This window comes from Pseudomonas sp. OG7, from assembly GCF_014192825.1.
Classification (GTDB): domain Bacteria; phylum Pseudomonadota; class Gammaproteobacteria; order Pseudomonadales; family Pseudomonadaceae; genus Aquipseudomonas; species Aquipseudomonas monteilii.
In genome coordinates, this window is sequence record NZ_JACHYK010000009.1 from 137,307 (window position 1) to 151,265 (window position 13,959).

General features: G+C 54.0%; 10 protein-coding genes and 1 tRNA gene. 2 read left to right on the forward strand and 9 right to left on the reverse strand.

Annotated elements, in window-relative coordinates; translation table 11 throughout:
• Window positions 1-30: 30 nt before the first annotated feature.
• Window positions 31-3,261 carry an RNA-directed DNA polymerase gene (locus tag FHW75_RS21615; protein ID WP_183674535.1) on the forward strand — a complete coding sequence of 1,077 codons (3,231 nt, stop codon included), beginning with the start codon at window positions 31-33 and terminating at the stop codon, window positions 3,259-3,261.
• A gap of 186 nt (window positions 3,262-3,447) precedes the next feature.
• Here the strand turns inward: FHW75_RS21615 and FHW75_RS21620 are convergent, their stop codons facing one another.
• The 4 genes from FHW75_RS21620 to FHW75_RS21635 all read right to left on the reverse strand — a co-directional run bounded on the left by FHW75_RS21620 (window position 3,448) and on the right by FHW75_RS21635 (window position 8,397).
• Window positions 3,448-5,073 (reverse strand): TIGR04141 family sporadically distributed protein, encoded by a 1,626-nt coding sequence (locus tag FHW75_RS21620; RefSeq protein WP_183674539.1) that lies wholly within the window; start codon window positions 5,071-5,073, stop codon window positions 3,448-3,450.
• Between the two features lie 1,418 nt (window positions 5,074-6,491).
• Window positions 6,492-7,811, reverse strand: coding sequence for an integrase arm-type DNA-binding domain-containing protein (locus tag FHW75_RS21625; protein ID WP_183674541.1), 1,320 nt, complete (start codon window positions 7,809-7,811; stop codon window positions 6,492-6,494).
• A gap of 163 nt (window positions 7,812-7,974) precedes the next feature.
• Window positions 7,975-8,050: transfer RNA gene (locus FHW75_RS21630), tRNA-Thr, on the reverse strand.
• Between the two features lie 98 nt (window positions 8,051-8,148).
• Window positions 8,149-8,397 carry a hypothetical protein gene (locus FHW75_RS21635; RefSeq protein WP_027610143.1) on the reverse strand — a complete coding sequence of 83 codons (249 nt, stop codon included), beginning with the start codon at window positions 8,395-8,397 and terminating at the stop codon, window positions 8,149-8,151.
• Window positions 8,398-8,921: 524 nt separating this feature from the next.
• Here FHW75_RS21635 and FHW75_RS21640 point away from each other — a divergent pair.
• Window positions 8,922-9,212, forward strand: a complete 291-nt coding sequence (locus tag FHW75_RS21640) for a DUF3077 domain-containing protein (protein WP_016714489.1) — start codon at window positions 8,922-8,924, stop codon at window positions 9,210-9,212.
• A gap of 292 nt (window positions 9,213-9,504) precedes the next feature.
• Here FHW75_RS21640 and FHW75_RS21645 read toward each other — a convergent pair whose 3' ends face one another.
• From FHW75_RS21645 to FHW75_RS21665, 5 genes are all read right to left on the reverse strand, one after another.
• Window positions 9,505-10,710 (reverse strand): methyltransferase, encoded by a 1,206-nt coding sequence (locus tag FHW75_RS21645; RefSeq protein WP_026020323.1) that lies wholly within the window; start codon window positions 10,708-10,710, stop codon window positions 9,505-9,507.
• A 64-nt stretch (window positions 10,711-10,774) separates the two neighbouring features.
• A complete protein-coding gene (locus FHW75_RS21650) occupies window positions 10,775-11,464 on the reverse strand; it encodes an ABC transporter permease (RefSeq protein ID WP_016497592.1) in 690 nt (229 codons plus the stop codon).
• Window positions 11,464-12,156: an ABC transporter permease gene (locus FHW75_RS21655; RefSeq protein ID WP_016714491.1), complete on the reverse strand. Its 693-nt coding sequence runs from the start codon at window positions 12,154-12,156 to the stop codon at window positions 11,464-11,466. Before FHW75_RS21655 ends, FHW75_RS21650 begins: the two co-directional genes overlap by 1 nt.
• Before the next feature lie 54 nt (window positions 12,157-12,210).
• Entirely contained in the window at window positions 12,211-12,963 is a 753-nt protein-coding gene (locus tag FHW75_RS21660) for an ABC transporter substrate-binding protein (RefSeq protein ID WP_011953233.1), read from the reverse strand.
• A gap of 11 nt (window positions 12,964-12,974) precedes the next feature.
• Window positions 12,975-13,748, reverse strand: a complete 774-nt coding sequence (locus FHW75_RS21665) for an ABC transporter ATP-binding protein (RefSeq protein ID WP_003255746.1) — start codon at window positions 13,746-13,748, stop codon at window positions 12,975-12,977.
• Window positions 13,749-13,959: the final 211 nt, after the last annotated feature.

Here is a 13,959-nt window from a genome sequence, read left to right on the forward strand (position 1 = left end):
TCACAATAGTCTTGTTGCAAGGAAGAACGTATGGGGTATACGGCGGTTTTTAACGGTTGGGGCAAGCTAACGATTGAAGATTTACTAGTTGCCTATAGAAAAGCAAAGGCTGACTGTTTTTTTGAGAATACATTTCCGGCTGCCATTAAATTTGCAGAGTATGAGCAAGACTTACTTGGTAATCTCAATTTATTGTTGGAAAGATTGAGATCAAAGTCTGGCTTTTTTGATGACGATAGAATGCTAGGTGAATATCGAATTCTCCCCAAAAAACTTAGCATTGATCCTAAGCGAAATGGCTCTAAGGGGCATATTCATTTTTCTTGCCCAGTGAGAGCGTTTGAACATATAAAAAGCAATAGTGATGTCATTCCGGAGTTTCGGATCGTTGGAGATTTTCCAGTAGATGCGCATGTGGTCTCTGCACTTTGGATAAACATGGTGGGCCACAAGTTTGATGCTTGTCTAGGTCAAGATTGCTATGGGGCCCGTCTGAAACGCGTTAGGGATGACGAAAGTTTAGATAAAAATTCCCATAAACCATTTCATGTGCGAGCAGTTGGTTCATTTACTCCATACTTCCAACCTTACCAAAAATGGCGTAATGATGGCTTGAGAGCAATTCGATACGAGCTTGAGAAAGATCGAGATGTGATTGCTGTGTCCTTGGACCTGAAAAGTTACTATCATTTTGTAGATCCACTTGCAATTGCTGCTCCGGAGCTACAGAAAAAATTAGGGATCGAACTTTCAAGGGATGAACAACAGTTTACCAAGGTGTTGGCGCAGTTTCTGTCGAACTGGTCAAAGGGTGCGCAGGATTTTAGCGAAAAACTGGTTAAAGAAGCTGTTGAGATCCCAGGTGGACTGGTGATTGGTTTGACGGCAACTCGAATAATATCTAATGTATTGTTGAGCCACTGGGATAGATTGATAAGAGAAGAAATTGCTCCTATCCATTATGGTAGGTATGTAGATGATATGTTTATCGTGCTACATGATACAGGGAATATTACCAGTGCTAAAGAGTTCATGTTCTTTTTGCAGAGCCGATTAGGTAAGGATTGCATTTTTCAAGAATCGGACGACGAGGGAAGGCAACGAAATAAAGACGAAAAATTGTGGGAAATTCAGCAAGGGGAGGAGTTGCAAAAGAAAACTAAGATCAAGCTGCAGGCAGAGAAACAGAAGCTATTTGTCCTGCATGGTCGAGCTGGACTTGATTTGCTAGATAGCATAGAGAAAGAGATTTACGAGCTGTCTAGCGAGCATCGCTTGATGCCTTCTCCAGATCAGCTGGAGGATTCTACAGCAGCTCGAGTGCTTTCAGCGGCAGGGAGTGTAGGTGATCAGGCAGACACTCTGCGAAGAGCAGATGGGCTGACAATTCGGAGGCTGAGCTGGTCTTTGCAATTGCGCCATGTAGAGACGCTGGCGAGAGATTTACCTCCAAATGAGTGGGTGAAGCAGCGTGAGGAATTTTATCAGTTCGCACACAACCATATTGTACGGCCTGAGAATATTTTTGCTCACTTTGTCTACTTGCCTAGGCTCCTTGGTTTTGCAATCAGTTTGAATGAGTGGGAGCACGCAGAGCAGATTGTAGTACGCGCATTTTCCGCGATTGACCAGTTGGCGGCACATGTTAAACCGGGTAAGTTAATTGGTTTAAATGGCACTGAAGCAAAAGCAGGTAATGAGCTTTGGCGTTATGTAAAAGGAACGCTCGCTTGGATGTTTGTCGACGCGGCTGCTCGTTACTACGATCCCAAGAAGCTGTTAAATCAAAATCGTCCAAAGAAGGAGGCACGTTTAGCTGAATTGTTTTTACAAGTGATTATTGAGGCGTTGACTGATTTCGGAGATATATTGGATTTTCGAATAGGTTCAGAAGATTTTTATAAAAAGGCGCCTCTAATTGCTATGGCAGATCTCGCTAAAGAGCCTTATAAGCGTATTCTAAATATTCGGTCAGTCCAAGATTTAGTTGTTGAGAATTCAGGGAATGATGAAAAATTCATTTCTAGTTTACTGGCAAGTTCTGAACTAATTGATGTTGATGCTTTGAAGCTGTTTTTGAAGTCAACCAGACGATCTCGGCTCCACAAGGTAACGGCGGCGGCACGCAAACAAGAGAGCTTAATGCCTTATCTATTTCCAACAAGGCCACTTACGCCAGCTGAAATTGCAGAACTTGCCCCTGAATGTGTAGGACTCCCGGGGAATAGTCGTGAGGTGTTCACAGAAAGTCCGGCGGCTATTTGGGCGAAATACGTGCAGGCTCTAAGAGGAGTTTGGATACAGCCTACATTGCTAGCGTTAGAGCAGGAGGGGAAGAGCGAAGCAACAGATGTAGGAAATTATTTGCATATAGGGACTAAGCGAAAGTCAAAAGTTGTAGTGGCTTTAACTAATATTAAAACAGATGATAGTTCCTGGGCGGCTACGGCTTGTGATAAGCCAAATCTCTCGTTGGAAAGATACAGCAGAATTGCCGAACTTGTTAATCAAGCTATTCAGCTTAGCCCAAAGCCAGACTACGTGCTTTTTCCAGAACTTTCTGTACCGTTGAGGTGGGTTGATAGTATAGCAGGGAGACTTAGCGCTGTAGGAATTAGTTTGGTAGCTGGTACTGAGTATCGGCATTATCCAAAGAACAAAGTGATTAGTGAGGCATATCTTGTCCTAGCTGACAATCGCCTTGGCTTCCCTGCCTCCGTTATAATTAGGCAGCCTAAGCTTCAACCTGCCGTAGGTGAGGATCAGCAGCTTACTGCAATTTATGGTAAGTACTGGGCTTACGGAAAACTGAAAAAAAATTCGAGCAAGCCAGTTTATATTCACAATGGCGCTTGTTTTGGGGTTATGGTTTGTTCGGAGCTGCAAAATAGTAAGGCGAGAGTAGACTTTCAAGGCAAGATTGATGCTCTTATGGTGTTGAGCTGGAATAAGGATCTTGAGACTTTTTCGGCACTTATAGAGTCGGCTGCTCTAGATGTCCATGCATATACTATTTTGGCTAACAACAGGAAGTATGGGGATAGTCGGGTGAGGGCGCCTTCTAAAGAGCCCCATATGCGAGAGTTGGCTCGCGTACGTGGTGGCGATAATGATTTTATCATTGCGGCAACTTTGGATATAGACGCGCTTCGAGCGTTCCAAAGCCGGGCAAAAAGATGGCCTCAAAGCGATGATTTATTCAAGCCACTACCTGAGGGCTTCAAGCTGAGCCATCGCCGAAGGAGACTTCCTCCAAAGTAATAGTGTAGGGGCGCCAGCATCAATTGCTCTTATTAGTATGGTTGCTGGCCTGCCTGCCTGCGATTTATTTTCAGCCCTTATCACGCCTCATCATTAGCGTCGTAGCCCTCATAGGCAAGCAACCGTATACAGTGTTTACGCGGGCAGCCACGCTGGCTTGATGAGGTGTAAGGCTCTACTTATAAATCATGGGTTGGCCTGAGGTCTTTCTATTTTTGATGCGGCTGAAATGGATACAGTATAACCGCGCTGGGAAAGATTGTCGTAGGCGCGCACTAAATTTACCTTGCTAAAAAAAGGTAAGTTATCTTTTACCGTGGTTGGCTCATCTCCAAGTATTAAAAATACTACCTCGTAATCCGAGCTCTTAAAATTATCAATTGGTACGAGGTCTCGAGCGGCATTACCGAACGTGCCAAGAACTTTTCTGGCTGATTTTCTAAAGTCACGGTCTCCGAGCAATATTTCTGCAGCGACACTGCCTTGAGCAAAAAGATGACTCAGTCCGGCTGAACCACCTTTTCGATGCTTTACATGGATAAACTGTTTTGCTGATGTGAGCAGGTCGCATAGCTCAACGGAGCTTGTTGATTTGTTACTTTTAATAAGTCTTTTATCTAGTAAGTAATAGCTATGCGCTTGAGCCGCTCTGATGTTATAGTCGCCCTCTGCTTCGATTTTGGATTTATTGCTTTCTTCCCATGTATGAATTTGCGGGAATCGAAGAGGTGAAACGGCGATCTGCGTCAAGCTTGCATTCGTTCTTCCCATGAACGAGTTGTCAATTTCATACCACGTTCCACCAAAAATTATGGTGGTTTTGTTTGCTTCAGAAACTTCGTAGTATATGCATTTGTAAATCGAGTGGCTAAACTCATTGTCGTGTATGTCAAAAACGTGTAGCTGGTCCCGTTTAATTGATTCGATTGAGACCTTAGAGGCGTCGATATTAGCCAAGTATAGGTCGGTGGAAATTGTGGGCGTTTGATTTGATTTTGTGCGTGTAAAGCTGAACCCCGCGATTGAATCCCACTTTTCAATTTCAGGCAAAGTTAAAACTAAATTTGAGTCGCGAGCTTTAATGGCTGCCAATAGAATAGTATCAAAATGATCTATTTGAGACTTTTCCTTGACTTTTCTGACGTTGTCAACCCATAGAAAATTAGCTTTGTAGTCGTTTTTTTGATATTGAGATTTCAGCGTCCTGGCTATATCGGTTAGATCGCCTATCTCCATTTCTATCCCGAAAGAAAACATAGCGTCACCACCCGATATATTCTTAAATTCGACGCCGGTTTTTGGAGTGCCTGTGACCGCTCGCAAAATGTCTTTAGAAATATCGATGCCAAAAACACTTATTTCAGAATCTCGCGTGGCTTGTGACTTTTTCTGCACAGGCTGATCGTCAAGGGTATGTATATCAACACTTCGAAGGCTTTCATGATCAAGAGTATTTAATGCTGTTTTAAGCCCAAAATCTTGGACAAAAAATGATAGATCTATTAAGTGCCTGCCATAACCGAAGGCTATTGCAAATACATCATTATCAACCCTTATGAATAGAACCGCGGAACTGGATTTGTTGCCGATATCCGCAACGGTTTGTCCAGCAATTTCGTCAGCTATGTCTGACCAATTTGGCTTTTTTTCAGTTGCACGCTTTACGTATAACACGCCATTAAGATCAAGGTTTGAGGCGGTCTCATATCCCACTACGTCTTTGTCCGCAGCGAGAAGATCAGCAAAGCCATTGTAGGTGACTTCGGGTTTTTTCAAGAAAATATTCAGATGGCGATATTTTTTCCCTGGCATCGCGTCTTCCCTAAACTTAGTGTAGTGGCTATCAGCCTTTATTCATTGATATTGCTTCAATCTGCTAGCTTTGACAACCCCTGTTTAGTCGGCACACAGGCCAATGGTAGCGGTAGCCTGTGACGGTAATGACTAATTGGTAACTCGGCCTATCGACTTAAAAGCTATGGTGGTGTCTTCGCGTGCTGTTTTTATGAGGTTGTGGATGAAAGTAGTTTTCTTGCACTCAAGGTGTCGAGTGTCATCTAAAAAGTCAATAATGTAATTAACTAATTGAAATATAAGGATTTCTATGTTGGGTTGGCGGGCCTTCGTATCAGGATCAGGGTTGACCATTGGCCGGCCAGCTTGGCCGGGCCTGATATCCATTTTCCAGCCTGCAGTGGGTCCGACTGAATCGATTACGAAAATTAACAGTACGGGGCAGTGTTCTCGGGACGGCACAGCTGCCCGTCACAAATTCACCGTGACGTACAATCAACGCTATTAGAAATAGCCTTTCGCAGCTAGTTCTAGAGTAGTCCCCACGTCATCCCGCCAAGAATGCTGAGTGTTATCAGGGATCAAGGCCCCTGCGACCTGTGGGGATGTCCTCTAACGCGGGACTGGCGGCTCCTTACGACCGGGAGCAAGGGCATCTCATGATCTGGCCTCCTGAGCACCGTTACCGGTGGGCGGGTGGAGGCTGCATTGGCTGACGAGACCAGTGCCGTGAGATCCTGAGCCGGGTGAGCGCAGCAATGCGATGACCGGGGCATGCCTGACTGTCAGTCAGGTGCAGTCCATTCCTTGGTCTGCGGCACCATCATCTACAGCGCTGTTGCTGGTGACATCGGCGTTTGTCACGCCGATTGTCACGAGTGAAGTTGCCGCAAAGCCAAATGCGATGGGGGCTGCAGCAGTGTTAGACGCGCCCGTCTCTTTCCAGGAGAAAGAGACGGGCGCAGGTTGGCGCACGTGAAATGGCCAAGCGGATAGGTTGCTGCTGAGCAGATGGGTAGGGTGGTTGCCGCAGGGGCAACGATATTGAGTTGGCATCCATCACATGGGTAGTGACCGTACGAGCTGCCGGACGCGAATCGTACTTGCGGGTGAACCACCGCGGGAGCGGCGTGACCTTCAAGGTTCGGGTCACCTGGGTGCTGTCATCGACAGCTCATGCGACTCCTGGTCTACGCTTGTGGACAATATTCGTCAAGCCGTGCGATATCAGGGATTTAGCGCCTGTGGATAAAACTATCCCCCGGTGGACATCGGTGGTTTTCCACAGACGTAAGCTGTGCCAGCAGTTTTTTTATTAGGTATGGTCCTTTCAAACGGGGCGGCTTTGCAGCCCCGTTTGAAAGGACCCGCGCGGAGGAGCTTCATGCGGTGCTGTGGGTAACTTCACAGCGAGTTTGATGCGGTGGTGCGGCGGGTTACTCGGTCCTCTTGGCACTGCAAAGCCGCGTGACGTTCTCGCCCGTTTGCTTGGCAAACTCATGCGGCGTCACATGGTCCTCGCGGTTCGCCTCCAGAAACCGGCTCCACCAGGTCATGATCATCCGGCGCTCTTCGAGGAACTCGGCCTTGTGGGTATAGGCGGCGCGCACGTTGTTGCGTTCCTTGTGGCTCATCTGTCGCTCGATGGCCGTCTCTGACCACAGCCCGGACTCGACCAGCGCACTGCACGCCATGGCTCGGAACCCGTGGCCGCAGATATCCACCTTGGTGTCGTAGCCCATCGTCCTGAGCGCGGCATTCACCGTGTTCTCGGACATCGGTTTCCACGGCTTGGCATCCCCCGCGAACACCAGCTCGAATCTGCCGGTGATCGCGTGGATCTGCTCGAGCAAGGCCACGGCTTGCAGCGATAAGGGTACAACGTGAATGTCCCCGGCCATCTTCGTACCCCTTGTGGAAAAGGGCACTCCGTCCAGCGCCGGGCGGGTGTCGGGGATCTCCCAGATTCCGCGCTTGAGGTCGAACTCATTCCAACGGGCGAAGCGCAGTTCGCTGGAGCGTACGAATACATGCAACGACAGCATCACCGTGAGGCGCGTGAGCGGGCGACCTCTGTAGTCCTCAATGCATGCCAATAGCTCTGGGAGTCGCGATAGGGGTAATGCGGGTCGGTGAGTGACCCGTGGTGTCTTGATCGAGCCATCGAGGTCGTGAGCCGGGTTCGCCGTGATCAGTCGCAGCCGTTTGGCTTCACGCATGATGCTTTGCAGGTAGTTCTTGATCCTGAGCGCCACGTCGATGGTGCCGCGTTTCGTCACGGCTTCTAGAGGCTGCATGAGGTCGTGGGTATCGAGCTCGACGATTGCCCTGGCACCGAGCAAAGGGAATACGTGAGTCTTCAACCGGCTGAGCACAGTCTTGGCGTGGCCGGGCGCCCACTTCGGCACCATGCTCGTATACCAGTCGAGCGCAACGCTTTCGAAGGTGCGGCCGTTGATCACGGCTTGGGTCTTGGTTTGTTGCTTGTACTGGATGGGGTCTATGCCGTTGGCGAGCTGCTGCTTGATCTCGAAGCGCTTGCGGCGTGCGTCGCCCAGCCCGACCACCGGGTAGCTGCCGAGGGCGGTCAGGCCTTCGCGGCCATCGGGTTTCACGTACCTGAGCCGCCAGCCTTTGCGGCCGTTGGGTTGCACAAGCAGGTAAAGACCGTCGCCGTCGAAGAGCTTGTACTCGCGCTCTCTGGGCTTTGCCGTGCGACAGGCGGTGTCGGTAAGCGGGGCAGTGGTGCGGGCCATAAGGGTAGTCTCCGATATCGAAACGGACCTCTATCCTTAAAACTACCCTTATTAGCGCTGGCTACCCTCGGAATCCGACGGAACGCCAAAACGAAAAAACCCGCCAGAAGGCGGGTTTTTCGGGGGTTCCAGAGATTTTGAAAGCTTTCTATGGAACCTTGAATGGTGCCGGCACCAGGAATCGAACCCGGGACCTACTGATTACAAGTCAGTTGCTCTACCATCTGAGCTATACCGGCAATGGGGCGTCATTATAACGATCGTTTGGCGCCTGTAAACCACTTCGTTGCGAATGTTCGCAAAAGACCTAAGTCACCGGCCCAAAAGGAGAATTTTCCTACCAGCCGCGGTGGATCGTGGTAACGCTCGGCTCGCTTTTGCCCGGGTTGAAGAACAGCTTGTCGTTGTCACAGCCACGCTTGCGGCAGGGGCTTTCGGTGCGCAGGGGCAGGCCGTTGTCGCCGCCCAGTTGCATGCCGGGGTGGTTCCAGCCCAGGTTGCTGTTGGCGTGGGGCGCGTTGCCGCTGGCGCAGCCGGTCAGGGCCAGGGCGAGGGTTAGCAAGGCGAGGGGTTTGGCTTGGGTCACGATGGTCAGGTCCGTTGGTCCACTGTCGGTTCTGGCGCAACGCCAGAAGGTCGCGGGGCTGGCGGGCAGCGCGCGACGTCACTTTTTAAGGATTTGGGGGAGGGATCATACACGGTTGCGAGGGCGGGGTATTAGCCTTGTGTTGCCTGTCAGGGCCTTTTCGCGGGTGAGCCCGTTCCCGCAAGGGCCGCGTAAGCGGCTGCAATCTGTGTAAGGTAATTCTGAACCATGGGGCCAGGCGCTTCAGGGTTTGGCTGCTTAGGAAGTATCCTACGCGCGCCGCCGAAGTATCGCTGTTGTCGGGGAAGTGGCTCACGGATACCGTTTTCGGGTCGCTCTGGCGACCGGGTGTGAGAACCCGACTTTGAACGTATCGGCTGCGTAATGGCGACCGTGCGCGGGCAGACCTTGGTCTGGCCGGGCTTCCTATGTTCACTCGGTTTCTCACCTCGTGCACGGTTGCCGCCTTTGTTCCGTGAGAAAGAATGAACACGGCAACTCCTCTGAACTAGGGAGTTTGAAAATTGAAAACGATCGATACTGATCCCAGCAGCCCAAAGCCAATCACCACTGCAGGCGTGGAAACCTTCCTCGCAGCCGGTAACCCCTCCCTCAACCTGCTACGCGTACAGCCCGGCATCCCGGTCGATGCGGCCTATGAGCATGTTTCGATCCTGATGGGCTACATCAAGCACCTGGTGCGCGAGGGGGATATGGAGGATGACCATAAATTGCTGGGGGCGGCTGATTACTTGTGCGATATGGCCAAGGCGCTGATGAACGATATCGAGATTGCCAAGAATAAATCGCATTGAAAATGTGAGATTGATGGGGCCGACTTGCGGCCCTTTCGCGGCGCAAGGCCGCTCCTACAAAAGACCGTGCATGCAGCTCTAGTCGCAACCACAAGAAATGTTTATGCACAAGTGGCATTAGCGCCTTGCGCGAAAGGCATGCCGGATTGCTGCGCCGCTGGTCTTTGCGCAAACGCCTGTTTTTACTGGGCTGGACGCGCAAGCAGGAATAAGCCAAGCGCTTGAAATAGCGTTGGGATCCAACAGGTAATCACAAGCTTGTTCACAGAGTTATCCACAGGTTGTGCTGTGGCTAACGGTCGCGCTCTGCGAGGATGAGCAGGTTGCGTGGGGTCAGCGGATAGTCGCAGAACAGGCCCAGGCGCACGTTGTAGCCTTGTTCTTCGAGGAACAGGGCGCGATCGAGCACCAGCCACACCTCCAATGGCCGACGGAACAGGTTGCGCACGCGCTCCAGGTTGCGTACTTCGGCCAGGCGTTGCCAGCCGGCGGCTTCCAGAGCGGCCCAGTCCGGGTTGCCGTTCAAGGGCAGTTGCTTGAGTTCGGCCAGGTCGCGGCAGTACTGCTCGAAGGGCTTTTCCAGCCAGGCTACCGGCAGCGACGGTGTAGGCAGGTATTCGTCGCGCTGGCGTTGCTGGCGTTGTAGCAGGTCGAAGCCCAGGCGCCGGGCCATCGAGATGTCACGTTGGCGCCGCACGCGAGCCCCGGCGGTAACGGTTTCACTCAGGGGCAGGCCCAGATCGTCCAGCGACAGCTGAAGGCCGGACGCTTGCGCGGCTGTGGATAACGGCTGGTAGTGCTGCACTGCAATGCGGTTGTAGCAGCAAGGGGCTATCGCCAATTGCCGGCAACCTTGCTGGCTGGCCAGTTGCATCAGGCGTACATGCAGGTCGCCGCAGGCGTGCAGGGCCACCACGCTTTTTTCACCCGCCAGGTGGCGTGCGCTGTCGCTGGCCATTACATCCTGATGCACATGCTGCGCCGGTAAGTGGTGGTGCGCGCTCAGGGCCTGGCCGGCGGCGACCAGTTCGGCATCGTACTCCAGGCAGGTCAGCTGCTGGCCGGGTTGCAACAGGCGGCGGCCGAGGTGGCCTTTGCCGGAGCACCAGTCCAGCCAGTGGCGGGGTTGGTGGTGGAAGGCCAGGTGGCTGGCGAAGGCTTCGATCTGCTGCCATTTGCGGCCGGGGACTGCGACGTCCAGGCGGTGGGCGGCGGGGGGCAGGTCGGTTGCCGGGAGGTGGCCGAGGGTGGCTAGCTGTTGGGCTTGCTGGGCCAGTTGTGGGAAAGGGGCGGGCAAGGCATCAGCCGCGCTATCGGTTTCGGCGTCGGCCAGTGAGCAGTGGCGCAGGTGGGTGGCCAGCTCGGGGTGGGTGGTTTCCCAGTCCAGCTGTAAGTTGGTGAAGGGGCGGGGTTTCCACAGCTGTTGGTGCTCGATCAGGAACTGGTCGAGGGCCTGGAAGCGGGTGCTTAGGTGCTGGCTGTGGAGGTGGCTGGGCATGGGGGAATGTGTGTTGGTTTTTAGGGCCTCTTCGCGGGCACGCCCGCGAAGAGGCCAGGAGATGTCAGCGCCCTTGGCAGGCATCCACGCGCAACCAGCGCTCCAGCAGCTTGAAACCTTGCACCAGCAAGAACGAGATCACCAAGTAGAACACGCCTGCGGCAAAGAAGATCTCCACCGGCAGGTAGGTGCGGGCGATGATGGTACGGGCCATGCCGGTCAGTTCCAGCAGGGTTACGGTACTGGCCAGGGCACTGGCCTTGAGCATCAGGATCACTTCGTTGCTGTACGCCGGCAGGCCGATGCGCGCAGCACGCGGCAGCATGATGTAGAACAGTGCCTTGCCACGCGACATGCCCAGCGCCCGTGCCGCTTCGATCTCACCTTTGGGGATCGATTGCAGCGCGCCGCGCAGGATCTCGGCGATGTAGGCGGCAGTGTGCAGGGTCATGGTCAACACCGTGCACCAGAACGGATCGCGCAGGTACGGCCACAGCGAACTCGAACGCACGGCATCGAACTGCGCCAGGCCGTAGTAGACCAGGAACAACTGCACCAGCAGCGGCGTGCCGCGGAAGAAGAAGATGTAGCTGAACGGCACAGCGCGCACGTACCAGTGGCGCGAGGAGCGGGCGATGCCCAGCGGGATGGCCAGGATCAACCCGGCAACCACCGCAATGGCCACCAGCTCCAGGGTCAGGACCGCGCCCTCGGCCAGGCGTGGCAGCCATTTGAAGATGACTTCCCAATTCATTATTCGGCCCTCGCAAAGCCGCGAGCGGCACGTTTTTCCATGAAGTGCATGCCGGTCATGGCGATGACGGTCAGGCTCAGATAGATGCAGGCCGCCACCATGTAGAAGGTGAACGGCTCTTTGGTTACGGTCACGCCGATTTGCGCGTGGCGCATGATTTCTTCCAGGCCGATCACCGACACCAGCGCGGTGTCCTTCATCAGGATCATGAACAGGTTGCCAAGGCCGGGCAGGGCGATCCGCCACATCTGCGGCAAAATGATCCGCGAGAGGATGCGGCCCTTGGACAGGCCCAGCGCCAGGCCGGCTTCACGGTGGCCCTTGGGGATTGCCAGGATGGCGCCACGGAACACTTCGGTGGCGTAGGCGCCGAAACACAGGCCGAGGGCGATCACGCCCGCCGCGAAGGCACTCAGCTCAAGGCCCGGCAGGTTCAAGGCCTCGCCGAGGGCGTTCATCAACCCGACGGTGCCGAAATAGATAAGCAGAACCCACAGCAGTTCGGGCACGCCACGAACCAGGGTCGAGTAGAAACCGCCAAGCCATTGCAGTGGCTTGACCGAGGAGGTTTTGGCCAGGGCGCCGAGCAGGCCCAGCACCAGCCCCAGCAGCAAGGCGCAAAGCGCCAGTTTTACGGTCATCAGGGTGCCGGCCATCATGGCCGGACCGAATCCGTGCAGGTCGATATTCATGGGCAGGTCATATTAGGGACTGGCGCGCCACGGGGGCGCGCCGGTCAGGGCGGGTCATTCGATGCTGAACGGGAAGTACTTGTCGTTGATCTTCTTGTACGTGCCGTCGGCCTTGATTTCGGCCAGGGCTTTGTTCAGGTCGTCGCGCAGCTTGGTGTCACCTTTGCGCACGGCAATGCCGATCTTGTCGCTGTCCATCACCGGCTCACCCTTGAACTCGAAGTTCGAGCCGTCTTTGCTCTTCAGCCACTCGTATTGCACGTACTTGTCGGCCAGGATGCCGTCGATGCGGCCGGACACCAGGTCCAGGTAGGCGTTTTCCTGGGTGTCGTACAGCTTGATGTCGACGCCTTTGAAGTTGTCTTCCAGGTAGGTACCGGCCAGGGTGGCGCGCTGGGTGCCGATGACCTTGCCCTTCAGCGACTCTTTGTCAGTCTTGAAGTCGACGTTTTTTGGCGCAATGAACTGCAGCTTGTTGGAGTAGTACGGCTCGGTGAAGTCCACGGCCTGCTTGCGCTCGTCGGTGATCGACAGCGACGACACCAGGAAGTCGAATTTCTTGGCGTTCAGGGCCGGGATGATGCCGTCCCAGTCGGAGGTGACGACCGAGCACTCGACTTTCATCTTGGCGCACAGGGCGTCGCCGATGTCTTTGTCGAAGCCGACCACGTTACCGCTGGCATCCTTGTTGTTGAACGGTGGGTAGGCGGCTTCGATGCCCATGCGCAGTTTTTCTGCGGCCATGGCGTTTGCCGACATCACCAGCGTGGCAGCAGCTGCCAGGAGGAACTTCTTGTAAGTGTGCATGTATTGCTCCGTTAGCGGTGGCTGGACATGAATTGCTTGCAACGCGCCGAGGTCGGGTTTTCGAAGACCTGTTGCGGCGATCCCTGCTCTTCTACCAGGCCCTGGTGCAGGAAGACGACTTCACTGGACACATGGCGGGCAAAGCTCATCTCGTGCGTTACCAGCAGCATGGTACGGCCTTCTTCGGCCAGTGCGCGGATAACGTTAAGCACTTCCTGGACCATTTCCGGATCGAGTGCCGAGGTTGGCTCGTCGAACAGGATGACCTTGGGCTTCATGGCCAGGGTACGGGCAATGGCGGCGCGCTGTTGCTGGCCACCGGAAAGCTGGGCGGGGTAGCTGTGGCGTTTGTCGTAGATGCCAACCTTGTTCAGCAGCGCTTCGGCGGCCTCGATGGCCTCGGCCTTGCTCTGGCCGAGCACGCGGCGTGGCGCCTCGATGATGTTGTCGAGGATCGACATGTGCGGCCACAGGTTGAAGTTCTGGAAGACAAAGCCGATTTCGCTACGCAGGCGGTTGATCTGGCGATTGTCGGCTGCGATCAGGTCGCCGTTCTTGGCGGCCTTGAGCTTGAGGGCTTCGCCGGCAACCAGGATTTCGCCCTGGTGTGGGTTCTCGAGCAGGTTGATGCAGCGCAGCAAGGTGGACTTGCCGGAGCCGGACGACCCCAGGATGGAGATCACGTCACCGTCGCGTGCGGTCAGCGAAATGCCCTTGAGAATTTCCTGCTCGCCGTAGCGTTTGTGCAGATTGCGGATTTCCAGCGCGGGCGTGGCCTGAGCCATGTGCGGTCCTCATGTGTTCGGGTGCGTTCCCAGCTGTTGGCGGCCTTCCTGGCGTGCGCCAAGCTAGCATAGCGGCATTATGACGGCCAACAGGGTCGCCGGGGACTGTGGGCACTGGTGGGGCAGTTTGTCGCATCGCTACAGCGTAACGTCGCGCAGATGTCCGCGAAGGTGTCGCCCAGCACCAGAGCCTTGATGAAAAAAGGCGCGA